23 protein-coding genes and 1 pseudogene are annotated in these 25797 nt (G+C 46.9%); 13 read left to right on the forward strand and 11 right to left on the reverse strand.

The window, feature by feature from the left end; genetic code table 11:
- Positions 1-123 precede the first annotated feature (123 nt).
- Positions 124-1818, forward strand: coding sequence for a tRNA uridine(34) 5-carboxymethylaminomethyl modification radical SAM/GNAT enzyme Elp3 (locus tag J07HQW2_RS14380; RefSeq protein WP_021056321.1), 1695 nt, complete (start codon positions 124-126; stop codon positions 1816-1818).
- Positions 1819-1929: 111 nt separating this feature from the next.
- Here the strand turns inward: J07HQW2_RS14380 and J07HQW2_RS14385 are convergent, their stop codons facing one another.
- The 3 genes from J07HQW2_RS14385 to J07HQW2_RS19005 all read right to left on the reverse strand — a co-directional run bounded on the left by J07HQW2_RS14385 (position 1930) and on the right by J07HQW2_RS19005 (position 3369).
- Positions 1930-2469, reverse strand: coding sequence for a GNAT family N-acetyltransferase (locus tag J07HQW2_RS14385; RefSeq protein WP_021056322.1), 540 nt, complete (start codon positions 2467-2469; stop codon positions 1930-1932).
- Positions 2470-2546: 77 nt separating this feature from the next.
- Positions 2547-3110, reverse strand: coding sequence for a DUF7537 family lipoprotein (locus J07HQW2_RS14390; protein ID WP_303704197.1), 564 nt, complete (start codon positions 3108-3110; stop codon positions 2547-2549).
- Positions 2992-3369 carry a hypothetical protein gene (locus tag J07HQW2_RS19005; protein WP_021056323.1) on the reverse strand — a complete coding sequence of 126 codons (378 nt, stop codon included), beginning with the start codon at positions 3367-3369 and terminating at the stop codon, positions 2992-2994. Before J07HQW2_RS19005 ends, J07HQW2_RS14390 begins: the two co-directional genes overlap by 119 nt.
- 198 nt (positions 3370-3567) lie before the next feature.
- Between J07HQW2_RS19005 and rqcH the strand changes: the two genes are divergently transcribed.
- The gene (rqcH, locus tag J07HQW2_RS14395) at positions 3568-5730 is read left to right on the forward strand and encodes a ribosome rescue protein RqcH (protein WP_021056324.1); all 2163 of its coding nucleotides are present in this window, start codon (positions 3568-3570) and stop codon (positions 5728-5730) included.
- A 34-nt stretch (positions 5731-5764) separates the two neighbouring features.
- Positions 5765-6832, forward strand: coding sequence for an mRNA surveillance protein pelota (locus J07HQW2_RS14400; RefSeq protein WP_021056325.1), 1068 nt, complete (start codon positions 5765-5767; stop codon positions 6830-6832).
- 207 nt (positions 6833-7039) lie between these two features.
- Here the strand turns inward: J07HQW2_RS14400 and J07HQW2_RS14405 are convergent.
- Positions 7040-8304: pseudogene (locus J07HQW2_RS14405) on the reverse strand (RNA-guided endonuclease InsQ/TnpB family protein).
- A 230-nt stretch (positions 8305-8534) separates the two neighbouring features.
- Entirely contained in the window at positions 8535-8798 is a 264-nt protein-coding gene (locus J07HQW2_RS14410; RefSeq protein ID WP_021056329.1) for a DUF8015 family protein, read from the reverse strand.
- Between the two features lie 275 nt (positions 8799-9073).
- Here J07HQW2_RS14410 and J07HQW2_RS14415 point away from each other — a divergent pair, with 275 nt between their 5' ends.
- Positions 9074-9844, forward strand: a complete 771-nt coding sequence (locus J07HQW2_RS14415; protein ID WP_021056330.1) for a creatininase family protein — start codon at positions 9074-9076, stop codon at positions 9842-9844.
- Between the two features lie 95 nt (positions 9845-9939).
- Positions 9940-11271: a DUF7405 family protein gene (locus J07HQW2_RS14420; RefSeq protein WP_021056331.1), complete on the forward strand. Its 1332-nt coding sequence runs from the start codon at positions 9940-9942 to the stop codon at positions 11269-11271.
- A gap of 184 nt (positions 11272-11455) precedes the next feature.
- Here the strand turns inward: J07HQW2_RS14420 and J07HQW2_RS14425 are convergent, their stop codons facing one another.
- The gene (locus J07HQW2_RS14425; protein WP_021056332.1) at positions 11456-12142 is read right to left on the reverse strand and encodes a thioredoxin domain-containing protein; all 687 of its coding nucleotides are present in this window, start codon (positions 12140-12142) and stop codon (positions 11456-11458) included.
- 178 nt (positions 12143-12320) lie between these two features.
- On the opposite strand from J07HQW2_RS14425, the gene J07HQW2_RS14430 reads away from it, so the two are divergent.
- Together J07HQW2_RS14430 and J07HQW2_RS14435 are read left to right on the forward strand one after the other, a co-directional pair.
- A complete protein-coding gene (locus tag J07HQW2_RS14430) occupies positions 12321-12539 on the forward strand; it encodes a hypothetical protein (RefSeq protein ID WP_021056333.1) in 219 nt (72 codons plus the stop codon).
- Between the two features lie 35 nt (positions 12540-12574).
- On the forward strand, positions 12575-13030 hold the full coding sequence (locus tag J07HQW2_RS14435; RefSeq protein WP_021056334.1) for an RNA-binding protein: 456 nt from the start codon (positions 12575-12577) through the stop codon (positions 13028-13030).
- 233 nt (positions 13031-13263) lie between these two features.
- On the opposite strand, the gene J07HQW2_RS14440 is transcribed toward J07HQW2_RS14435, so the two are convergent.
- Positions 13264-13827, reverse strand: a complete 564-nt coding sequence (locus J07HQW2_RS14440) for a thioredoxin family protein (protein WP_021056335.1) — start codon at positions 13825-13827, stop codon at positions 13264-13266.
- 249 nt (positions 13828-14076) lie between these two features.
- Here J07HQW2_RS14440 and J07HQW2_RS14445 point away from each other — a divergent pair, with 249 nt between their 5' ends.
- Together J07HQW2_RS14445 and J07HQW2_RS14450 are read left to right on the forward strand one after the other, a co-directional pair.
- On the forward strand, positions 14077-14565 hold the full coding sequence (locus J07HQW2_RS14445) for an Lrp/AsnC family transcriptional regulator (RefSeq protein WP_048075321.1): 489 nt from the start codon (positions 14077-14079) through the stop codon (positions 14563-14565).
- Positions 14566-14639: 74 nt separating this feature from the next.
- Positions 14640-15827 (forward strand): pyridoxal phosphate-dependent aminotransferase, encoded by a 1188-nt coding sequence (locus J07HQW2_RS14450; RefSeq protein WP_048075719.1) that lies wholly within the window; start codon positions 14640-14642, stop codon positions 15825-15827.
- A 38-nt stretch (positions 15828-15865) separates the two neighbouring features.
- On the opposite strand, the gene J07HQW2_RS19010 is transcribed toward J07HQW2_RS14450, so the two are convergent.
- Both J07HQW2_RS19010 and J07HQW2_RS19015 read right to left on the reverse strand, forming a co-directional pair.
- Entirely contained in the window at positions 15866-16363 is a 498-nt protein-coding gene (locus tag J07HQW2_RS19010; protein ID WP_021056338.1) for a transposase, read from the reverse strand.
- 413 nt (positions 16364-16776) lie between these two features.
- Positions 16777-16917, reverse strand: a complete 141-nt coding sequence (locus J07HQW2_RS19015) for a DUF2080 family transposase-associated protein (protein ID WP_021056339.1) — start codon at positions 16915-16917, stop codon at positions 16777-16779.
- A gap of 545 nt (positions 16918-17462) precedes the next feature.
- Between J07HQW2_RS19015 and J07HQW2_RS14460 the strand changes: the two genes are divergently transcribed.
- From J07HQW2_RS14460 to J07HQW2_RS14475, 4 genes are all read left to right on the forward strand, one after another.
- Positions 17463-18965, forward strand: coding sequence for a COG1361 family protein (locus J07HQW2_RS14460; RefSeq protein WP_048075322.1), 1503 nt, complete (start codon positions 17463-17465; stop codon positions 18963-18965).
- Complete coding sequence (locus J07HQW2_RS14465; protein ID WP_021056342.1) at positions 18962-19624, forward strand: ABC transporter ATP-binding protein; 663 nt, start codon at positions 18962-18964, stop codon at positions 19622-19624. Before J07HQW2_RS14460 ends, J07HQW2_RS14465 begins: the two co-directional genes overlap by 4 nt.
- Positions 19621-20778, forward strand: a complete 1158-nt coding sequence (locus J07HQW2_RS14470; RefSeq protein ID WP_021056343.1) for an ABC transporter permease — start codon at positions 19621-19623, stop codon at positions 20776-20778. Before J07HQW2_RS14465 ends, J07HQW2_RS14470 begins: the two co-directional genes overlap by 4 nt.
- 74 nt (positions 20779-20852) lie before the next feature.
- On the forward strand, positions 20853-22124 hold the full coding sequence (locus J07HQW2_RS14475; protein ID WP_021056344.1) for a PQQ-dependent sugar dehydrogenase: 1272 nt from the start codon (positions 20853-20855) through the stop codon (positions 22122-22124).
- 74 nt (positions 22125-22198) lie between these two features.
- Here the strand turns inward: J07HQW2_RS14475 and rdfA are convergent, their stop codons facing one another.
- Together rdfA and J07HQW2_RS14485 are read right to left on the reverse strand one after the other, a co-directional pair.
- Positions 22199-22828, reverse strand: a complete 630-nt coding sequence (gene rdfA / locus J07HQW2_RS14480; protein WP_021056345.1) for a rod-determining factor RdfA — start codon at positions 22826-22828, stop codon at positions 22199-22201.
- 223 nt (positions 22829-23051) lie between these two features.
- Complete coding sequence (locus J07HQW2_RS14485; protein WP_021056346.1) at positions 23052-25046, reverse strand: archaea-specific SMC-related protein; 1995 nt, start codon at positions 25044-25046, stop codon at positions 23052-23054.
- Positions 25047-25797: the final 751 nt, after the last annotated feature.

Raw genomic sequence — 25797 nt, forward strand, 5'->3', positions numbered from 1 at the left:
CTGCCAGTATAGTGGTGAGTCTGGTAGCCAATATCTGATGTATCAGCATATCGATTGTAGCTCTCATTTTACTTTTTGCTGTATCAACAGGAGATACCACGCAATCACCACGGGAGATCAATAATGAGCACTGAAACAGATTCAGAACCCGACCCAACGGAAACAGACGCATTCCGTCGTACCTGTGAACACCTTATCGAGCAGATTATTGCAGGTAATATCGATCGTGATAATCTTGAGTCGGCAAAATTAGATGCCTGTTCGCAGTATGGATCACCGAAGGTGCCAAAAAATACAGAGATTCTTGCACATTCCTCTGCGGCGAATCGCGATGATGTTAAATCGGTTGTGCGACGGAAGCCTGTCCGAACTGCATCGGGTGTCTCACCTGTTGCAATAATGACATCCCCACATATGTGCCCGCACGGAAAATGCCTGTACTGTCCAGGCGGTCCTGCAAGTGAGTTTGATTCGTCACAAAGCTACACTGGACATGAACCCGCTGCAGCACGTGGTCAGCAAAATGAGTATGACCCATACGGTCAAGTGACACTTCGGCTTGAGCAACTTCGACATATTGGACACCCTGTTGATAAGGTCGAACTGATCATAATGGGAGGCACGATGACCGCGCGGAGTCATGACTATCAGGAGTGGTTTGTTAAACGTGCTCTTGAAGCAATGAATGATTATGATGTTGATTCGATGCCGGATCCGGCATCTGATGAGTCATTTAAACCTGACCCGGAGGACGTCGAGTTCCGATATCTTGAGGATGTTATTGCGGAAAATGAGACTGCAGACATTCGAAACATTGGGACAACCTTTGAGACGAAACCAGATTGGTGCGACCCAGAGCAAATTGACCGGATGCTTGATCTCGGCGCAACAAAAGTTGAGGTTGGTGTGCAGACGACATATGAACGAATCAACCGCGAGATGCACCGAGGACACGGTGTACAGGCGTCAATCGATGCAAACCAGCGACTCCGCGATGCGGGATTCAAAGTTGGGTTCCATATGATGCCCGGACAGCCAGGGATGACGACAGAAATGATCCTCGAGGACTTCCGACAACTCTTCGAACGCACCGAATATCGACCCGATTACCTGAAGATTTATCCAACACTCGTCGTACGCGGAACCCGTGTGTATGACCAGTGGCGACGTGATGACTTTGAGCCACTTGATAATGAAACAGCAGCAGAGGTAATTGCAGACGTAATGGGGATGATCCCAGAGTATACGCGTCTTCAGCGTGTCCAACGTGACATCCCTGCAGACTTCATTGATGCCGGTGTATGGAAGTCAAACCTGCGACAACTAGCAAGTCAGCGTGCTGATGAGAAAGGAATCGAAATTCGTGATATCAGGGCACGTGAAGCAGGATTGAATGAAACTGACCCTGACCCTGGGCATATCGAATTACATGAAACGACATATGACGTGGCTGGTGGAACTGAGCATTTCCTCACGTTTGAGGACTCAGATGCAGACCTACTCATTGGATTCTGTCGACTTCGGTTCCCAGGAGCAACAGTCCGTCGTGAACTTGAAAATGCTGCTGTAGTTCGAGAACTACATGTATACGGATCTGAGGCGGGAATTAGGGCAGCATCGGATGACTCTGAATCTAGCGATGACACCGCTTGGCAACACAAAGGCTATGGAAAGCGACTTATTGGTCATGCTGAGGAACTTGCCCGTGAAGCTGGATATGATTCGCTTGCAATTATCTCTGGAATCGGTGCTCGACAGTATTACCGACAGAAACTTGGGTATCATCAGGATGGACCATACGTCGCAAAGCAACTGTGATGTAAATACAGTGATCACATCCAAAAGTTCTCATATACTTACCTGCGGACTTTAAAAAGAGCACGAGGGAGTGATAGCCACTCTTTATATTGGACGGCACGAATCGGTCAATTATAATCTTTTTTCCATCGAGACATGTGGAATACCAGCTTCCTCAAATACATCACTGATTGTCTCATATCCTTGGTCATGATAGAATGACTCGACACGTGTCTGTCCATGAAGCCGAAGCATTGAGAGTCCACATTGGTGTGCATGTGTTTCAACAGCCTGCATGAGACGTGTTCCCCACCCTTGATTTCGGTAATCAGCAAGGACAGCCACTCGCTCAACTTTTCCGATCGTGGTAGTCTCTGTAATTGTCTCCTCAAAAGCACAACCGGACTCCTCAGTGGCATGTATACCAATATCAGCATCGGTAGAGTTTGAATCGACATCACTTGTGTCAGTTTCATTTAATGCTCTTAGCCGGGCGGTACCGACTGGCTGTGACTCGGTGTAAACGATAAAATGAGCAGTAGGGGCTGTGGGATCATCATATTCATCCCACTCAACTGCTTCATCAACACCCTGTTCATCGACAAATACACGATAACGTATGTTGAACGCATCTTCTCGCTGCTTACTTGTTGTTGCTAATTCAACTGACATTGTTCAATGTTACATTGATGAATGAATCCAAGTGGAAAAGTACAGAGTGGCTACCTATATTGCTATTTGCTGCAAGATCATGTTGCTTCATCTGTCTGTCTCGCGTTATCAGTCCATTGTGGCTCAGAAACTGTTGTCTCCCCAAGTCGACTGTAGTTTGTGCTAAACCTGATCTGAAGTGTTCGGCTGTCAGTTCTAAAACGACCATCGAGTCGTAGCTCCCTGACAACACCGTTTTCATCGATTACAAGTGTTGAGTTAGCGTTTTGAACCGTAGCGGTTGATGATTGTGTGAGATTCTCTGCGTCAGTAACTGACTGTAATTCATATCGAACAACTGCTGTACCATTGCGCTGTGTCTGTTCAGTGCGATTATATTCGATTGTATTGATTAACCGCTCGATGAGTGATTGTTGTGCGGTTGTATTGACAGTCGCCTGTTGTCCCTGTTGAACCGCGTACTGTGACTGATTCGACTGTGTTTGATTAACGTATATTGTCCCATTATCGTTGTAAAACTGATCAGTGCTTTGAACTGAACGACTCTGTGGCTGAATCTGAGATTGCTGTGACTCTGATCTGCACTTCCTGTCGCTGTGTTGTCGTTGCGATAAGCGACTCCCGGTTTGTACTAAGATCAACGCGACGAGTGCTTTCGACCTGCTGTGTAACGCTCACGTTCGTGGTCTCTGTTACGGTTTGTTGTTGTGTCTGAATAACATATGACTCAGCTGTTGTTAGACCGTCAATATGTGCATCAGTAATATCGGTTGCATTGAGATCAGACTGAGGGAGTGACTCAAATGCGCTATTGTCTGGTCCTGGGGCAGTTAGTGCAGAACACCCGGAAATAAGTAGAATACATACAACACTGGCAACTACGATTAAACTGCGAGCCATCTATTTTGCTGATAGAGGAGCCGATGAAATAGACTTACGTTTTGATTTATACTAGAACGTGCGCCTGTGCGTGTACCAAAACCTATAGATGCACTATTCACTCCCCCAGAAGTCGTTGATTCGGAGCGTTTCTCTTTGTGTGAATAATAAAAACAAACAGAACGGTCGGTTTTTGAATGTGCTAGGATGATATTGCATATGGACCCGAAGCAGGAACTAACGAGCGTTGATATCGCTGCTCTCGTTACCGAATTAGGTCAATATACGGGTGCAAAAGTCGATAAGACATACCGATATGGTGAGGACCTGCTTCGATTTCGGATGCGTGATTTTGATCGCGGGCGGCTTGAGTTATTGATTGAGGTCGGTGAACAGAAGCGCATACACACAGCCGATCCTGATCATGTACCAGATGCTCCCGAGCGACCGCCAAACTTTGCGATGATGCTTCGAAACCGACTTTCAGGGGCAGATCTCGTTGATGTTGAACAGTTTGAATTTGACCGCATTATGATCCTCAGCTTTGAACGCGGTGAGGAAATGACGCGCATTATCGTTGAGCTATTTGGTGAGGGAAACGTCGCTGTTGTTGATTCGGTCGGTGAGGTTATCCAAAGTCTTGAGACGGTTCGGTTGAAATCACGAACAGTTGCTCCTGGAACACAATATGAGTTCCCGGATTCCCGTGTAAATCCACTTCAGATAACGTATGATCGATTTACCCGTCTGATGGATGAATCTGACAGCGATATCGTTCGAACACTCGCAACACAATTGAATCTCGGTGGACTCTACGCTGAGGAAGTGTGCGCACGAGCTGGCGTTGAAAAAGCAATGCAGATTACGAATGCTTCAGACGACGCCTATCGCGCAGTTCATGATGCGCTTGAATCACTAGGGACGCAACTTCGAAGTGGAGATTTTGAACCACGAGTATACACTAATGACGATGATGCCGTCATTGATGTAACCCCATTCCCACTTGAGGAGCGTAAACGACAGAATCTCGACGCTACAGCACGTAAGACGTTCAATGGCGCACTCGATGTATACTTTCGAGAAGTTGATCGAAATCCAGCCGCAGAGGAATCCGGAAAGACGCGCCCTGACTTTGAGTCAGAGATCGAAAAGAAACAACGAATCATCGAACAACAGAAAGGAGCAATCGATGATTTTGAACAGCGTGCTGAGGCAGAACGAGCGCGCGCAGAACTACTGTATGGGAATTATGAACTCATAGATAACATAATTGAAACGATTCAGGCAGCACGAGCTGAAGATACTTCATGGGAGGAGATCCGCGAAACATTCGCAGCAGGAGCTGAACGTGGAATTGATGCTGCTGCGGCTGTTGTCAATGTTGACGGTGCTGAGGCAATGGTCACCGTTGAAATTGATGATATGCGCATCCCAGTTGACGTTGATGTTGGTGTTGAAAAAAACGCTGATCAGCGCTATACAGAAGCCAAGCGAATCGAAAATAAAAAAGAAGGTGCACTTACTGCCATTGAGAACACACGTGAAGAACTTGAGTCGGTAAAACAACGTCGCGATGCATGGGATCGTGCCGATGAGGACCCTGATAATGAACCTGGTGGCGATAACACAGACACTACCCAGGGTGAACGTACCAATGCGGACGATCCGAGTCGAATGGCTCCGACAGATGATGCATGGCTCTCAATGACATCGATCCCACTACGGACAAGTGATGACTGGTATGAACAGTTTCGATGGTTTCACACATCGACAGGATACCTTGTCGTAGGAGGGCGCAATGCCGATCAGAATGAGACACTCGTCAAAAAATACCTGAGTAAACATGATCGGTTCTTCCACACGGAAGCACGCGGTGGACCTATTACGATTCTTAAAGCAAGTGGTCCATCAGAGCCGGCTGAGCCAATTGAGCTTACAGCAGAAACGCGGCGTGAAGCAGCACAGTTCGCTATTTCATACTCGTCAATCTGGAAGGAGGGACGATATGCGGATGATGCATATGTCGTCACGCCAGATCAGGTTTCGAAAACTCCAGAATCAGGAGAGTATATTGAGAAGGGGTCTTTTGTAATCCGAGGCGATAGAACGTATCTCCGTGATGTTGCTGCGGAAGTGGCGATTGGACTGCAGTGTGCGGATGAAACACAAGTAATCGGCGGTCCGCCATCGGCTATTGAGGATCGAGTCCCAACGACAATCAGAGTTCGACCGGGTCGTTATGCGCAGAATGATGCCGGGAAATTAGTGTATCGAGAGTTTCGCGATCGATTTAATGATGAATCATTTGTGCGTAAAATTGCAAGTCCAGACAAAATACAAGAATTCCTGCCACCTGGAGGAAGTGATCTTGTGGATGAATAGTAGCACCTTTGTCTGGCAGTATTAAATCACTAATATGCGCATTCCGAGTCGCGGACGCGGCGAGGAGGGAAAGCAGCAGTGGACGCTTGTCCCCGAGAACGTTGATGACCTATGGCACCTTTCACACGTGCTAGAGCCAGGTGATCATGTTGGCGGTGACACAACTCGCCGAATCCAGCGCAATGATGAAAATCTTCGAGATACCGGCGGACAGCGTGAGCATCTCGTCGTCACAATCCAAGTAGAGGATGTTGAGTTTGCTCGATTCGCAAATCGACTGCGAGTGGGGGGTGAAATTGTTAGTTGTTCTCGTGAGGATGAACTTGGACATTATCACACGCTCAATGTCGAGTCTCATGATGAGATCGTCGTGACAAAGAGATTCGCCCCCGATCAGCAAAAACGGATTGAGGCTGCTGAAGAAGCGGCTGAAAACGCTGATGTCGCTGTTGCGACCGTTGAGGAGGGTGAGGCACATATCCACACCGTTGCTCAGTATGGAACCGAGGAGCGATTCTCGCGAACTGCTACGACAGGAAAAGGTGAGTACGCACAGCCACGAACAGAATTGTTCGCAGAGTTAGCGTCTGCTCTTGCCCGAATGGACGTTGATGCAATTATTCTGGCTGGACCAGGATTCACTAAACAAGACGCTGAAGACTACATTGAATCGAATTACCCAGAAGTTACAGATCGATTGACAACTGTCGACACCGCAGCTGTTGGTGATCGTGGCGTTCATGAAGTACTGAAACGCGGAGCTGTTGATGAGGTGCAAACGCAGACGCGTATTTCTGCTGAGGCTGAGTTAATCGATGAACTGATGGAGGGAATCGCAACTGGTGAAAAGGTTTCATACGGAATCGATGAAGTAGCCGAAGCAGCTGAGTTCGGTGCTGTTGATGATCTGCTTGTTGTCGATGACCGACTTAGAGAGGAACGACGCGGCACCGGTGATTGGTCAACAGATGTCGACTCTGTTCTTGAGAACGTTGAGCAACAAGGCGGATCAGTGACGGTTCTCTCAGGAGAATTTGACCCTGGACAACGACTTCGAAATCTTGGCGGTATCGCGGCACTGCTTCGATATCGACTCCAATAATAACATCTGCTCCCACGTATACCTATCATTACACCTATTCGCGGGTGGACAGTGGCATGCATTCGCATAATCTAACTGGATCACACGCGAGCGTTTCTACTAGATGCTGATTTGACATCTTCCCCGCCCTAAAGTAAACGGCGAGGATTCCCGACAGTTTGGGATATTACGATTCGTATCGCAACTTACCTATTCCCTCAGGTGAAACTACCCAGAGGCAGAGCCAGAGGTTTGATTGAATAGGGAGGCTACTGACCGTGCCAACCCAACCGACCGTTAGTTATATTCTCCGTCGGAGTCGGGGGCGGAGGATTCTGAGTTATCTGTCTGCGAATATTCACTGCTCTCTGCTCCTGCTCCATTCACGTCTGCGTTCATTTTCATCGTCGCTCCACACGATTCGCCTCACGCTTCCGCCCACAACACGACACGAACACGTCTTTGAGGTATCTCGCTTAGATACCCGGTCAACGAGGATGCCGTATTCTTCGGCCTTGTACTCTAACAGCGTCGTGAAACGGTCGAACTCCTACCCGTGGAGCTTCTTGTTCCTGTTCTTGCTTCCACGCTTACCCCAGTTTTGAGACTCGCCGTTGCCGTTCTCATCGTCTTGAATCTCACTCAATTCACCGATGGCGATGCGACCGACCTCGTGGGCGACGCATGCACAATGATGTATCGCGAGCGTGTGAAGGAAGTGGCCTTTCCGACGGGACAACTTCTGACGGGCACAGAGCGCACGGCGTGACGGGCCGTTCTCGCCCTCGGTGTCACTCATCACGGGTGAAGTAGTGTTTGTCCTGCTTCAGCACGTTCCCCGGATACAACTCCGCATCACCATTGTCGTAGACGATGGCGAGGTAGTTGGTGATGTGATGCTGGGGTCGATACCCACCGTGTTGTCTCCGGGTGCGCCCTCTGTGGGTCTCTCGACCTTGTAGACAAAGTGGAGTTCCCAGCGGTCGCCGTTCCAGACGGTGCTGACCTGCTGGATGCTCTCGATAGTCACGTCTGGTCGTGTTTCGTACTCACAGAGGATGAAATCCGAACCGACGGTGACGACTCGACTTGTGAGTGAACCCTTTGCTCAGACTGGGCTTGTTGTGCTTGGAATCGTGCTTGATACCTCTCTGTTTCCACGTGACGGGACGGTGGATTGGCGTTCTCGTCTGCGCGTTGGCGTGTGTTATACCAACTCAACTGGTGACCGACTCAGCAAGCTCTTCAAGAACTTGCTGAGTTGACTGAGAATGGAGGTCACTGTATCGTTCGTGTTTCTTGAGTCCAGATTTGAGTTCGCTGTCGTTGGGGATTTCGCCGTCTTCGTCCCACCAGTCTTGGGTGTAGTATCGGGCGACGCTCCACAGTTTGGACGCCGACGCAGAGAACCCACACTGGTCGAGGTCGTGGTCATCGCTCACTTGGGAGTGGTTGAGGATTGTTGCTCGATAGGCGCGGGTTGTCTCCAGCATCGGCATTGAGCCGTGTTCATACCCTGTTATGAGAGGTTGTATATTCACAGTACGACCGGACTGGGTGTGGAATAGAATATCCAGTAGTGGCGTCGATCGTGGTTAGTGGAGGTGGAGGTGTTGTTGGTCTGTATCCCCGCAGGGGCGGGGTTCAAAATCTTGTATCTTCTATAACCGTTGTACAATCCGCATCTTCTACGTATTCGAAAAATAACGTGTTGCGAGCGAGTTCAGTCAGCGTTCATCGGCATATTATCGTTTCCACGACTTGAGGTCGCTGATTGTGATGGAGAGCGGTCAGTGTCAGATCGTGTATTAAGGGTGGCAGACACAGGTCCATTGATGAAGAGTGCATGCCCGACGATACCAGCAGCGACTCCCGCTGCAAGCGGCACTGCTTGTGGGAGCGTCAGTCCAAATTCTATTAGCCCGCCCGAAAGTCCAAACAGTGCAAGTGGGATCAGGCCAAGGACGTAGTCATAATATTCGGTCATAATATATTAGTATCTAGGGTAGCCCATGGTATAAATTTTTCGTGTATAAAATGTGTACCCATCATATTGCCACTATCAATTATCTCTATAACTTATGGGAGGATAGTGCTCCAGATCACCCGAAGAGCAGCCTGATAATAGAGACTGATGTGATATCTATCGACAGTAATAATATTCATTATATAATCTGAGAATATCGGATAGCATCAGATTGACAGTCAGTATCGAATCTTCAGACCGAAAACTGAATCCCGATGGTCTGTGTTATACAATATATGCGCGTCGCCGAGCAGACATGGCCTGATTTGGATTCATATGTTAATGAAGAATCACTCGCAGTTGTTCCGCTTGGTTCAACAGAACAGCATGGTCCACATCTCCCATTGGCGACAGACCACCTCATCGCAGAAGCGTTTGCACATGAGGCTACCGACCGAACAGACTATCTTTGCACCCCGACGATTAATATTGGAGTCAGCCCACACCATAGGCAGTTTCATGGGACGATGTGGGTCGAGGCCCCAGTCTTTCGTGATTACGTCGAATCTTTCACGCGGAATTTAGCGTATCATGGTATTGATCGGATTGTGTACGTCAATGCACACGGAGGAAATGTTGAACACCTCCGTGAGGTCGGGCGTCGTCTCCGTGATGATAAAACACTGTATGCAATTGAATGGATGTGGAATGAGAGCATTCCAAAACTTGTTGATGACCTGTTCGAGCAGAACGGTCCCCACGGTGGACCAAAAGAAACAGCCATGATTCAGTATCTTCAACCTGAGTTGGTCAATAATGATCGCCTTGCAGATGCAAGAGATAATGGGCTTACAGAGTTCACTGATGACAATACACGGAAGTTCGGAGCGCGAACCTACTACGATGCTGCCGATAACACAGAGAACGGTGTTCTTGGAGACCAAACTGATGCGACGGCTAAAAAGGGCGAAGAGATGTTTGAATCTGCAACAGAACAACTCGTGAAGCTCTGTCAGTGGCTTGATGAGCAGGCGTTATCTGATCTAATGCCTGAAAATCACGTTTAAGAGTACGATATAACGATACATAAAATAACTTCAGGGAATATAGAAAAGCCGAATGAACTATGATTGTCGAATAATACCGAATCAAAATCATACATATGAGTGAACACAGCCAGGAAGACAGACCAAGGTATGATCATGAACATACCCGTCGGTCGCTACTAAAACGTGCTGTCGCTGCCGGTGGTGTTGGAGCCCTTGCAGCATGTCTTGATCGTGCTGAAGAGCCGGTACCGCGTGGTCCGACAAAAGATAAATTGTCATCACTTCCTACCCGACAGCACGCATGGAACGACAGAATTCGAACTGACGATAGTGGTAATCACGTCCTCCCCAAACATCAGCTACTATTATATCTCACACTTCCGCGGTCTGGTCCACCGAATACCAACGCAAGAAAAATCATTGAATCGACATTTCAGACGCTGGATCAAGCGTATGAACGAAGCCATGCAGGACTTATATATTCAATTGGCTATTCTCCACGATACTTTTCACGTTTTGATTCATCACTTCCGGGGTCAATAACCCTTCCCGAGCCCCGTGCACTTTCATCATTTGAGACACCGACATTTGATCGACAGGATGCGCTTTTACACTTAGTGTCTGACCGAGCAGATGTTATTCTCGCTGCTGAGGAGGCACTCCGCGGAAACCGACCGCGCATCAACACTATTGATTTTGAATCAGCATTGACGGATGTATTTCGCATCAGTGACCGTCGAAGCGGATTTATTGGACCCGGGCTACCAGCGAAAAAACAGGATAGTCTCAAGGGGATTCCAGATTCAAATCCGGTTCCAGAAAATTCACCGTTATTTATGGGGTTTAAAGTCGGCTTTCGGCAAAACCAAGCCACAGAATCACACGTGACTATCAGGACGGGACCATTTGCCGGCGGAACGACTAAACATGTCTCAAATCTCCGTATGCGGCTTGATGATTGGTACACCGAGCTGGACAACAGCGATCGGATTGCAAAAATATTCTCACCGACACACGCGGCTGAGGACCGTGTTGATGGAGTTGGTGTGAATCTTGGAGCAAGTAACGGTGTTAGTGAAGATATTATTGAAAATATTGAAACAGCGGCTCGCGAGGATGCGATTATCGGGCATGCACAGAAGGCTGCACGAGCGAATAGAAAAGAGGATGGAACAGTCAAAACACTGCGGCGACACTTTGAGTCAACCGATGATGGCGAAGCAAGCCTTCACTTCCCATCACTTCAACGAGAGATATCTACGTTCGAAAACGTCCGAGAGGCGATGAACGGTACTGACCTCACCGAGATACCGACAATCAGACAACGGGTTCATAATGGAATTTTAGAGTATATATTCGTGAAGCGTCGTGGAAATTTCCTTATACCACCACGGTCACTCCGCGCGTTGCCAACTCCCCGTGGATCAACTCCTGGGCTCAACTGATGTTGTGTGCAACCAGTGAACTGCCTCGGGGTCAAGCCCTGTGGCATCCGCCGTGTCCGCTGGTAAAATTCGAATATAGTTGTGCCCAATCAAGTTATACAGATTCGAGGAGAATACCTGCGTCTTTAGACGCAGGAGGATGTCAATCCAAAGACAGTAGCTGATTAGGATCGATGCAGTGTCATCACAATTCAGCTTCGATGGCAGACTCAACGGTTAACCAATCGGTTCCCGAAACAACATTTCCATTGACGAAAAGAGTCGGTGTGCTATCAACACCACGATCAATTCCTTGCTGGCGATCATTCTCAATAACAGGTCGATATGGCTCTTGTTTCGCAGAAGCGGCAACAAAACAATCGTCAACCTCGGTTGTGGATGCGGTATCATGGAGAATTTGATACCCATTGTTTTCCAGTTCAGATTGTTGTTCATAAATTTGCGTCATAAAATCAAAAAACGTCGCATCGTTCGTCTCATCACCTATCTGTGAATAAACTGCACGGGCTGCGGATGCGGCGCGCCAAGACCACTGTGATACTGGGATAGGAAAGTCAAAATACTGATATTGAACCTCTCCTCGGTCAACGTAATTTGACACAATCTTCGGTGTGACCTCTAGGGTGAATGTCTGACAGTGAGGACATGCGAAGTCCTCAAACACAGCAACAGTCACTGGGGCATCGCTTGGACCGCGGGCTGGCGTTGGGAGCGATGAAACACGCTCGATAGCACCAACATCGCAACTGAGTGGTCCCGTAATCTCATTACTCGTGCTGCTACCACTGTTGTTCCCACCGAGACATCCCGTTATCGCCCCACCACCAACAGCACTGACCACAGCAAGGTATTTACGCCGAGTTGACTGCATGATTGGTCTTTGCTACCCTGGTCATTTAGCGGTTATTGAATGATGATGGTACCGCTTCGAGTATCTGTGAGTCCGCTTAGCAAGTGCTAAACAATGTTATTACGCATCTGCAAAATGCACTAGATAAGGAGACAACAGAACCAGTCGATTTTTTACCGACGCATGTCCTGAATACAATATGGAATTTGACGAAGACGATAGCGTGGTGTTACACGACAAACACAGTGAATTCGACGGCAAGACTGGAACAATCACACAGGTTGTTGAAACGATGTTTGGGGATGCAACATATACTGTTAGTTTTGACGATGGTCAAGAAGTTGGCATTTCTGCAGATCAACTTGACCCTGCTGAAGCTGAAGTAAGCACGGATGAGAGTAGCGCTGCGTCCGAGTAGGCGAGTTTTTTCAACGGTGAGGCTAAAATGGTGATATGCCTCAGATACCGTTTCACTATATTGATTTACGCACATTCTCATATGAGACTGAGGATGAAAAGCGCGTCAATTCTGCACTCCAAACATTTCTCCCTGAGGACTTCCCTCTCACTCGGACGGAAAGTAGTGGTCATCATGGTGATCGGATTATTGTGTTTTCTACTCGTGTGGAATCAGCTGATGCGATACGACATGTTCTCGTGCAACTTGCACGATTACCCTCATTTGAAACACTTCAATCAGAGCTTGATGAACGCGTTACAGAAAACACCGAATTATTCCTCCGATTGGATAAACAGGCTGCATTCGGTGGAATGATACGTCGTGGAGAGGGGATTACGCTTCGTGCGAAGGTCGAAGCATACCCAGCAAAGAAGTCCGCTGCAGTGGAGAACGCAGATGAGGCGCTTACACAGGCTGCATCCTTGCTTGCAGCAGATAATTCTGATTAAAAATTAATATGTGTTCTAAACTGTCTCATCACACTCGCTTCATGTTGGGTCATACTTATCGATTATACTATTGAATGTGTCACTGAGCTATCCTGTCTATTTCACATATAGAATTCGTGTTTATTGTGATTAAATAATGCACCTATGATCCATACCCAGTTGACATCCTCCCCGCGCGAAAGCACGGGGCTTTCTCCTCAATTCCCGGTAACCATCCGGTATTAGATATCACACTATTTTAATGAACATCCCTGTGACGGTGTTTCCGTCAATGGAATTGGTTCATCATTAAGCACAGCTTCAACAGCTGTCCGCATCTCATAAGCACTCACAGTCTCGCCGGGTGACATTGCATCATCAATTCGTGAGTGAAAAACGAGCTCAAATCGATCTTCATCATCAGAGTTAGTCCGATTGAATAAAAACGGATCTGGCGTACATACCGCTCCATACTCATCAGCAACTGTTTGTGATTCATCGCGAAGGTACGCTGTATATCTAATCTCATCAGCGGCAACCCGTTCATGCATTCGATCGAGACTATCTTCAGGATATGCTTCGGCGTCATTTGGATTAATACCGACAACAGCGAGCGATGGGTATGTCTCCGTTAAGTGATTCAGTTCATCAACTTTCGCTTCAGCATACGGACAGTGATTGCACGTAAATACGACGAGAAGCGCATCATAACTAATCAAATCATCCAATGCAACCGTGTCGCCAGCAGCCGATGGTAACTCAAAAAATGGTGCAGGATCACCGTGTGACAATTCAGAATCGGATTCAACTAAGACCATTGTATCATATTAGAGATGAACTGAGGGTTAAAACGATGTGTATTCTGTCCGTTAGAACCTCTCATTGGTGGATTTGCGTTTATTATCCTCATAATTAATATGATCCGTATTCCTGTTGTAATCACTGTGGGATTCAATTGTAGGTGATATGATCAATAGGGTGGTCATCCGAAGCTACATCTAATCAACTAATAATCCTCCATAATCGTTATGAGCAAACCATTTCAAGACGGCACTCCTCAAACCTGTATGACGTCGAAGCAGGAACTAATTGACCTGTTGCTGAATGACGCTCGACAGAGCGTAGATGATATTGCACGTCAGCTTGGTGTTGAGGCAGCAACGGTCGATTCGCTTATTGATGAGTTAGAATCTGAGGGTGCTGTCCGTGGTTACCAAGCGGTTGTTGACTGGGACTGCCTCGACACGGATCATGTTCGTGCAAAAGTTGAGTTAAACGTAGAACTTGATCGTGAGACAGGATATCAGAAGGTCGCACGCCGTATTGCCAAATTTTCTGAGGTTAGTTCACTTCGACTCGTCTCAGGAAGTTATGACCTCGCTGTAGATGTTGAAGGGGAGTCAATGCATGATGTCTCTACATTTGTCTCCGAGCAGATTGCACCGATTCCGGAAATAACACAAACTGTAACTCATTTTGTAATGACAACATACAAAGAACGTGGTATTTACTTCGAAAATAATGATGAAGATGATAGACTTGCTGTGTCACCATGACTGACCAACAAGGTCATCCAGCATCATCGGTCGAATCGGAGCAGGTAAACGGTGAAGTAAACAGCACCAACAACATGCATCGTCTGTCACAACGAGCAAAACAGACGCCGCCATCTGGGATTCGCCGATTCTTTGAATTAGCAGATGAGATGGATGATATAATATCATTAGGTGTTGGTGAACCAGATTTCTCCGCACCATGGGCGGCTCGTTCCGCAGCGATCGATGCACTTGAGCGCGGAGAGACATCATACACCGCGAATCGAGGGCGGAGTGATCTTCGGGCAAATATCGCCGGTCATGTCGAACAGTATGGGCTTGAATATGACCCCGATGAGGAAATTCTCGTCACGGCTGGTGCTAGTGAGGCGATTGATCTCGCGATGCGAGCGCTTGTGGATCCAGGCGAGACTGTTGCTGTGCCTAAACCATCGTACATTTCATACGCACCGTCGGTGACGTTTGCTGGTGGTGAGGTTCGATCGGTGCCAACACGTGCAGAAACTGATTTTACACTCACATACGACGACCTTGTCGCTGCCAATGCATCAGAGGCATCAGCGCTTGTTCTCTGCTATCCAAATAACCCTACTGGCGCGGTAATGACTCGGGACGAACTTGCTGATGTTGCCACCTTTGTTCGTGAACATGATTTATTTGTCCTCTCGGATGAGATCTACTCTGCACTTCGATATGATGATGAACACGTCTCGATTGCAACACTCCCAGGGATGCGCGAGCGAACCCTCGTATTCAGTGGATTTTCGAAAGCGTATGCAATGACAGGAATGCGGTTAGGGTATGCACTCGGTCCACAGGATGTTATTGATGCAATGAATCGGATCCATCAGTACACGATGCTTTCAGCACCAACGACCGCGCAAGCAGCGGCGATGGAGGCGATTAATTCATGTGAGCCGGCTGTCGAAAAAATGCGTCAGGCGTTTGATCGTCGCCGACGATTTGTTATTTCACGATTTAACGAACTTGACATGGACTGTTTTGAGGCAAAAGGCGCATTTTATGTCTTTCCAAAATGCCCACCAGGATGGGAAAACGACGAAGAATTTGCAGAGGCACTTATTCATGAAGAACGGGTTGCACTTGTTCCCGGACGTGTCTTTGGAGACGGTGGTGAGGGTCATCTACGAGTCTCATATGCATCCGGAATGGATGATTTAAAAGCCGCACTCACTCGAATCGAGTCATTTCTCGAATCTCATCCGACCTCAGCGTCACTCGATGCAGTTGACATGGTCTGATGAATCCTAGGTCAGAAGCCTGAGTCTGGCAATGTGAACTACCCCACCCTACTCAGCCGCTGACGCGGCTCCGGTGAGGGTGAGGGTGGGGCTTCCGCTTCCGCTTCCGCTTCCTGTTTCAACGACGCACTGTACATCCACAACGTCAGAACTGTCTGAGGAGGTGAACAGAGCGAGCGCTGTTCTCGCGTGAGTCGCTCTCGTTCGTTTTGGAGGTCGAGGTCGAGGTCAAGGGAGCCGACAGCACGCCCATCCGTGTCGTGGGCGTACTTGAGAATCCCAACATCGATTCCAACACAACGGTCAGGGTTTTCAAGCTTGGCTGGTTCTCCTTTGCCCTCAGCGGCGAACGAAGCGTACCATTCACCTGTTCGTTCTTTCTTGATACTGACCTCTTTGACGGTTACGCCGTCGGGAACTTCACGGTGGATGGTGATGTGATTGGAATGTCTACGAGTTTCGAAACTGAGAGTGAAAGGACGGTCTGACCGTTTTTGTTGTTCGAACTCGAACTTGAACTCGAAGCCAGACTGCACATATGTAAAACTCCTGAACTCGCTCGGCGACTGCCAGTTGAGACTCCCGACGTTGTAGCCGTTCTGTGTGAGCTCAGCCAGGACAGGGCAGGGCAGGGCAGGGATTTAATGTTGTCTTCGATCCGCATCGCATCGCATCGCATCACGTCACAGCGGCTTGCGACACCGTCGAGTACAGGTCGGTCAGCTCGTCCCACCAGTTTTTGAGGTCTGGAAGCTGGTCGCGGAGTTGCCTGACTCGGTTGGTGAGTGTTCCTGCTGATGCTGAGTTGGGTATCTGCTCGAATTCGGTGAGCGCGTGGTTGTACAGTTGCCGTTGCCGACAGGTATCTCTGTAAGAGTCCAGCTTTTCGCGCTGGGCTTCGGTTGGGTGTAGTGGAGTCGATACCTGTAAGCGTAGTGCATGGATTAGATTACTCGTCTGATTCTGTGGTTCGGACGATTTTCACGTCTGCGCCACGCCATCGCTTGGGAACGAGAACGTGAGCTCCATTCCCAGTGGCTGTCACTTCTCCGTCGATGACTTCGTGGCCTTCGATTTCGTGTCTACTCATCCAATCAGTATATACATTGTTGAAACTTAAAGTTATGAGTTTGTGGGTTGGTAGTAAGGTAGTGTAAGATAGATGATGGCGGCGCTGTATCCCCGCCCCCGCCCGTACTCTACTCGCTCGCCTGCGGCTCGCTCCTTGAGAACGGGGGCTTAGCGCCTACAAACTGCTAAAATCTTAGATAGATCCTACAGTGTGTCACTCAACGCCGTGAGAACTGCCTGATCACTCAGTGCAAACAGTTCAAATTCTAAAACAACACGGATGTTGCTATCCGTGCAACTCTTCGAATTGAATATAAATATTCAGTGTATTCATTTATTTGAATAGTGTTATTGTTGATACCCAAGTTAGACCGATTATAATAATGAGTGAGCATAAAATACTCGATAGCACCGAGCGAGTACATATCGATAGTGCTGTCACGACAACACAGCTAATCATTTTTTCACCTCCAACCTATACATGATTTATAACATCATAAGATACCAACAATTAGATAATACTATAATTAGATCTGAACGATTATGTGTATCGCGAGGTGTTATATGACTCGCTGGCAGGCGCGCAATCTATTATTCTTGACGTTAGCAATTGTTATCATAACTACGGGAGTCACGCCGCTTGTGACTGCTCAACAATCGAATGTGACGATTGGGTCGATCAATGTGACACCAACGGACCCCTCCCCGGGTGATGTTGTCATGATCAATGCAGAACTCAGGAACTCCGAAACAAGTGCTGGTAGCGTGAAGATATCTCAGGTAACGATTGACGGTCCATCAATTGATGAGAACGTCGATGATATTGGAAGACTTGGAGCAGGGACATCGGTCACAGTGCCATTTTCTGTCACATTCGATGAGCCAGGGCAAAAGAGATTCATGATTACAATGTATGGTCAGGAAGACACCGGCAGCGTGTTTTCTATTCAAAAACCAGTATATGTCTCTGTCGAGCGTGATAGCACGCTTTTATCATCAGAAACTGAAACGGTCGCTGCCGGAGGTCTTACACCAATCAATGTTACCGTGTCAAACGGTGATGATGAAGCAATAACCGGCGTTCAACTTACCGTTGATGACGCTCGAATCGAAGAACCACAGCGAACACGTGGGTCAATTGCATCCGGCAGCGAGCAGACATTCCAGTATGATGCATATTTCGAATCGCCTGGACGTCATTCATTGATCGGCACGGTAATCTATCAAACTAGTGATGGAGTCACACACCGAACGGCTGAGACAATCCCAATCACTGTTGAACGTCCGCGCGTCAATGTTGATCTCTCTGTGAGCACTGACGCAAATCAATCAGGTGCAACGACTGTTGAACTCACCAACTTTGGGAATACCTACTTGAGTGATATTACAGTTGAGGCAGCAGCAGATGGAGATATCGTTGCTCAGAAACTGCTCTCAGATTTAAAAGCCGAAACAAGCCGGTCTATTGCATTTGAACCTGAAAGTGATGTTAATGGACCACTGGAATTCACAGCAAGATATGAGACCGCTGGTGAGACACGTTCAGTGTCTGCAGCAACCGATCAGGCGCTTGGAGAAATCCGACTGACAAGTGTTGAAACAACACAAACTAGCACAACAGTAACCGTCACTGGAGATGCTGCAAATCTTGGTCGTACAAACGCTGATGGAGTCTTACTTAGCGTTGCCGATACTGATTCAACAACTCCCGTGTCACCATCGGGCGAATATTTTGTTGGTGAGGTAGAGTCGAGTGAATTCGCAACGTTTGAGCTCACTGCATCTGTGCAGCCAGGTGTTGAGGCAGTTCCTGTTAATGTCGGCTATGTTGTCGAGGGAGACCGCGTTCAGCAAACTCAGCAGATTCCGTTATCTTCAGGGCGTATAAATACATCAGTTGAAGCACAGGACGCAGCGGCAGTAGCTCAATCATCCAGTGATGAACGCGATAATCGCACAAATAGTGGTGGATTGCTCAGTAGTCTTCCACTCCTTCCAATAGGTGCTGTCGTTGTGATGCTAGTTACTGCATTAGGTGCGTATCGATGGCGTAGTGTAAGACAATGAGTGTCATTGAGCTTCACGACGTTCTTAAACGGTATCAAAGTGGTGAGCAAACCGTTGAAGCGCTCAAAGGAATTGATTTCCATGCTGATCGTGGACAGATGGTAACCGTTATCGGACCATCTGGTTCTGGCAAAAGCACGATGCTGAATATGATTGGTCTTCTCGACACACCAACAGATGGGACCGTTTTTCTCGATGAGAATAATGTAACAGATTACACAGAAGACGAACTAACAGAAGAGCGGCGGTCAGGAATTGGATTTGTATTTCAGAGCTTCTATCTCTTGCCGATGCTCACCGCGATAGAAAACGTTGAATTACCCTCAATGTGGAATATATCTGTTGACCGTCGTGACCGTGCTATTGATTTACTTGAGCGAGTTGGACTCGGCGATCGACTTGAGCACACACCAGATCAGCTTTCAGGCGGGCAACGACAGCGTGTTGCAATCGCCCGTGCATTAATCAACAGCCCTGAAATCCTACTTGCAGATGAGCCGACAGGAAACCTTGATCAAGATACCGGTCAAACGATTCTTGAAGAAATAACGCGGCTCAAAAATGAAGAAGAGATTGCTATTGTCGCTGTAACTCATGATGAACAACTTGTTGAGTATGCCGACCGGGTTGTTCGACTCGTCGATGGGAATGTGAAATGATTGATCTTGGTGATATTTTCCGTCGCTTCCCCAGTGTCAAAATGGCGTGGCGGAATCTCGGTCGAAATCGAGTTCGAACAGGATTAGCAACGCTCGGTATTGTTATTGGTGTCATCGCAATTGCCTCACTTGGTATGGCTGGTGCCGCACTTCAACAGCAAGCACAGTCGAATCTTGGCAGTCTGACGAATGAGGTTGCGGTAAGTTCTGGACAAGATAGCACAGAAGATGGTGTTACGACTGACCAGGTTGAACAGATGCGAGATATTATCGCTGACGCTGAAGTCGTCCCACAGAAAACAAATCAAACAACAGTCACTTCACGAGATGGACAGGAGGTATTCGTAACCGTCGTCGGAGTGAGTAAAGCAAGTGCACTCTATGAAACGACAGCCGGTAGTGCGCCTACTCGGCTTCAAAATGGTGCATTGCTCAGCGTTGAAACAGCTCGTGAGTTAGGACTCGAAATTGGTGATCCCGTCGCATACGACGGATCATTGTATCGACTTCGTGGATTTCTCGAGGCTGAGGATGGTTTCGGTGGTGGTGGGAGCGAGCTGGTCCTCCCGTTATCTGCACTTTCTGAGCAGGAACACTATGATTCCGTAACCGTTGTTGCTGGAAGCGGTGAGGCCGCGACAGCTGTTGCAAACACGCTTGAGGTAGAATTTAACGAACAAGGACGTGACAGTGAGGAAATCTTAGGTGTCAGGAGCTTTGCGAGTACACAAGAAAGTATTAATTCATTCTTAGGTACACTTAATCTCGCACTTCTTGGCATTGGATCCATTTCATTGATTGTTGCCAGTGTTGCAATTCTTAATGTAATGTTGATGAGCACAATCGAACGCCGTGGGGAAATTGGCGTGTTGAGAGCTGTCGGTATCCGCCGCGGAGAAGTCCTTCGGATGATTCTCGCAGAGGCAATGTTTCTTGGTCTTATCGGTGGTATTGTCGGTGCGACGGCGTCACTTGGCGCTGGATATGCAATGTTTCAGATTCTTGCTAGTGATGGAATGTTAGTATTCACGTGGGCAGGACTCCAGCATCTATTCTCTGGATTTGCCTTCGCAGTCGTTGCAAGCGTATTAAGCGGTGTATACCCTGCTTGGAAAGCTGCAAATGACTCACCTGTCGCAGCGCTCAGAGGATAGTGAGTATTCATATCATAGTACAAACAAACGCTCATATTTGAAGTGCACTGATAAATACATACAATATAATTCATATGAAACGTCGATCATATCTGCGTCAATGTATCCCTCCCATTATTTCGGTCAGTGCTGGTGCTGCGTTCGCCGGATGCACTACGACTGAGAATGACAGATCAGAACCTACACCATCTGAGAAAGTAGCCTCGCCCACGACATCTACGTCTGCACGATCAGATACCTCGACAACATCGCAAATACGCATCGAAACTGTCCTCACCGGACTTACTCGCCCATGGGGACTCACACACCTACCTGATGCTCAAACTCAAACATCGCTACTTACTGAGCGAGTAGGTCGACTATTGCTTGTAGACCGGTCTGCGGGCACATATGACCGTGTCAGCGGGACACCGGATGTATTTGCCCGTGGTCAGGGTGGTCTACTTGACGTTTGCCTGCACCCATCATTTCCAGACCCATCATGGGTATATTTGACATATGCAGTTACTCGTGATGATGACAGAACAACGACGGCATTAGGGCGTGGACAACTTGACCGAGAAGATCCTCAACTTACTGATTTTGAAGTACTCTACCGTGCTCGTCCGTATGTTGACTCAACAGGTCACTTCGGATCACGCGTCATCGTTGGTCCGGATGATCGATTATATATCACTATTGGCGATCGACAGTTCAAAAACTTCGGACCAGATCATGTTGCCCAAGATCGAGGAAATGATCTTGGAGCTACACTTCGAATAAATCTTGATGGGAGCATCCCTGATGCAAATCCATTCGTTGATAACTCAGCTGCAAAAGATGCAATATTCAGCTACGGTCATCGAAATGCGCAGGGGCTGGCTATTCATCCCGAGACAAATGCAATCTGGCAGACAGAATTTGGTGAGCGAGATGGTGATGAAATTAATATACTGACTGCTGGTAGTAATTATGGATGGCCAATTGCAGATGAAAGCTGCCAATACGGAAGTGATGAGCCGATTGGTGTCTCTCACAATGACCGAGAAGATATAATCGCACCAGCGTATTCATGGCCATGTGGGAGTGGTGGATTCCCCCCGAGCGGTATGTCGTTTTATCCTGCTCAAGCAGCAGATAATCCCAATGGAATCGCAGAATGGCACGGAGATCTCTTTGTTGGCGGATTAGCTTCACAGTCGCTAGCACGATTCCGCGTTGACAATCAACAGATCGAATTAGTCGACAATCTCCTCGCAGATCGTGGATGGCGTATTCGTGCTGTTGCTACCGCCCCAGATACCGGAGAAATGTATATCACGACCGACTCGGATAATGCAGAACTAATTCGGATCGGTTCTGAGTAACCATCACGTGTATCCAGTCAACAGGTATTATAGAATACAAGGAGAATACGCGCGTTTTCAGGCGCGGGAGGATGTCAATCACTATGAGGCACTTCACATGGGCAGCCACCCTGTTCGAGTAATTCTGTAACAGAATGCTGATCACCACAAGTCTGACACAGGACTTGGACATCTAGCAACACTTCAAACTCATCGAGTGAAATTCGGTCGGTTTCACGGAGTTTCTCAATACGCTCCTCAGTTACAGATGTTGTTCGACTCATCAACCGTTGAATGCTTTCAAGATCTTTCTTAATTTTTGCCTCATCTGAGATTGTCTGGTACTCCGCGCCACGCCAGTCTTTGAGATACGAGCGAATCGCCTGATAGGTGACAAAATCAGACTCAAGTACATCAACATTGACACCACGTTGCTCAAGCCGAGAGCGGGTATCCGTTCGAACGCCAGAACTCACAGCATCGCTTGTCAATCGAGTATAAATTGTCTCAACAGTATTATCAACGGCTCCAGTGCTATTATCAGCAGTCATTAGTGCCTGACGTAGCAGCTGTTGATTGAAAAATGTCGCAAGATCGCGGAGACTCATCCGCTCACTACCGTCACCTGTCCATCGTGTCTCAAGATCTGCACCAAGACCCTCTAATTCATATTTCTCAATTAATCGAGCAACCTTACTCGCAGGTTTATTATCATTCTCGCTCATAATTATATCTATCTCGTCATTTTTTGTAGCTAATACGTCTCGTATAATTCCATATTCGCATCATACATGTTCGCATGGTATCATAGGAAGCCGATTTAACCGTATATAAGACCAATAAACCATAATAATCCATTATTTGCTTATGACTTAGACCATCTATATATCGATATTGCGAAACATATGTACGATTGAGTATCGAAGGTCATAAATCGAAGATAATGACTTAGATATCTGTAATCCGTGCATACTCATCATCAATTGACTGTGCGTCCTCAGGAAGAAGTGCAACGACAAGATATTCAACATACTCAGAAAAGTACGAAATAAGTGCACCGATTCGACTAGAATCAATTGCTTCCAGTGAGTCTAATAACATAAACGGCACAGTCTCGAATAGATCGTGCACAAGATACCCTGCGAGGGCAAAGATGAGTCCAGTGACCTCTCGCTCACTCTCACTAAGATGCTCGACAGTATCTTCATATGCGGTCCCGCTTGCGGTTGTTCGAATTACATGAAGCTCGAAGACTGTCTGTTCGACTTTTTGTCGCCCTGATCGAACTGTGCGTTGAGCACGCTCAATCCAAACGCGGTCAAGATTCTCATATTCAAGAATATCGAGAATTGATTCCATATGCGTATTAAACTGCTCGACAGCCTCGTTCTCGATCTGGTCAATCCTTGTTCGCTCGTCTTCAAGTTGAGCAACAATATCCTCACGGTCGGACTCAAGTGCATCTATATTGTCAATTGCTGCTTCGACTGATTCAATCTCATCTGTGACCGACTGATAATCAGACTCAAGACGGTCAATTTCAAATTCAAGTTCATTAGCCTCACGATGAAGTGAGAGTATGTCTTCGAAACTTTCTGACTCAAGCTCACTGACCTCTGTCTCAAGCGTTTCAACCGTTGCTGTTAGCTCTTTTCGTTGCTCTTTGAGTGTCTCTACCTGCTCTTCTCGCCGATTTATCTCTTGTTTTACTCGATCAATCGTGTTTTTGAGATCTGATCGACGTGTCCGTTCTGACTCAATTTCACGCTTTTCGCCTTTCAACGACTTGAGATCTGATTTGATATCATTTAGTGATTGAACACGATCACTTCGGACTGACTTCAATTGGTCAACTGTTGATTCAATTTGTCCACGATCGACTGCTGATCCACATGTCCAACATGTAACTGTTTCAGCCGTTGTGTCCTTGTCGGCAAGTAATTGATCTGTGACTGAATCTGCTTTACTGGAACCTTCTGTATCGGTTGCTGACGGAGTAACATCGTTGCCAATACGGGCAATCACATCATATCCTCCATTCTCGAGTTGATCCTCATTATACTGGATGAGATTCTGGAGTTGTGAAATCTCAGCATTGAGTGTTTGTCGGTCATTCCGAAGTGCGTCGATTTGCTCTTCAAGACGGGTTAGTTCTGCCGTCGGCGTGCTTGATAGTTCTGAGAGCGCTGTCTTATTCTCTTGATGTTCAGTCTGTAGTGAATCAATGCTTTCTCTTTGTGTCTCAATCTGCTGGCGGACGGAGTCTAATTCCGATCGAGTCGATCGCAGTTCATCTAACCTTGATTCGAGTTTAGCTTCCTTCTTCTGACTATCTGCTATGTTACGACTATTTTCATCTATTTCTGTCTCTTTTTCAGCCAGCTGCTGTCTTTTCTCAGATATGTTGGATTCAATAGCCTCCTTTCGTTTTTCTAGCTCAGGTAGTCTCTTTTTCTTTGACTCGATGTCTGCTATTTTCTCATCTATCTCTGATCGCTGTGACTCAAGTGATGATATTTTACGTTTGATCTCTTCAACATCAACTGGCTCCATGATTATCTCCCGAAGGTTATCACTACGAGAGACAGCACGACGTGCGTCGTTATTCTCAAGTAAAAATGCAAATCGTTGAGCAATATCTGGGTCATCGAGATATGTGCTACCATCAAAGATGATATTGTCACCAGTCTGTGACACAGTGCGTTGATACTCTGTCTCACCAAGTGTTAACTCGACAATACCTTCATCAGCATCTGCTTTGAGGGTCGCTGCATCGCTTCCCATTACTGCCATCACCGCCTGGAGGAATGATGTTCGATTCGTTGCGTTCTCACCGGTCAGCACGGTTACACCAGGTTCAATAACAACTGATGCCTCATCAATGCCACCAATATTTTTTACATGGAACTGTGCAGCATCAGTTATTGCCTGCGGCGTAGTCATTGATGTATGTATAACAGTCAACTGGAAAAATATTCCCTTTATGATTTAATGATAAATAATAAATTATCTATACTAACGAAAATCACGACAGAAGACGAGTGCATCTATAATCAAATATAGCTCCTGATCACTATTCATCTCATCCACTTAGTATGAATAAAATCTTATAACATACGTACTGTCGTTATTCCACTATATGGTACCGAGACCGCTGATGCTAGCTAAAATAAATCAAACATCCGGTTGAAAATGATACAATCATCTGATATAAATTGAAATATAAAAGTGAATAATGAATCAAATGTAAATATCAGCTATGAGTATTGAATTAATTGATAGCGTTGAATAAAGAGCATTGTCTCTTCGGCATCAATTTAGAATAACGTATCTCCTTGTGAGTGGTCATAAGAGTATACCCACCTCCTCTGCCAGAAGTGAATCTGATATTAGATGTCAGTACCTGTTAGATCTGTATCATACTTATTATTTCTAGTATATAATTAAAAGAATCGTCGATTCTCATCAAAACTACTTTTCACCGCATTATATGAAATTAGAATAATATATTATTTATCACACGTTTAAATTGCAGTTTTATCACTCTGGTATCAGAGATATAATCAAAGTGTGAATATCTAGACCCAATACAGCGAATATGAGATAATTAGGATTGATGCAAAACTAGTTATTTATATTTATTCGAAAATAACTGATGTATATTTCTAATTGATGAGTCAACTGGAAAAACGAT

It is taken from the genome of Haloquadratum walsbyi J07HQW2, assembly GCF_000415985.1.
Lineage (GTDB): Archaea > Halobacteriota > Halobacteria > Halobacteriales > Haloferacaceae > Haloquadratum > Haloquadratum walsbyi_B.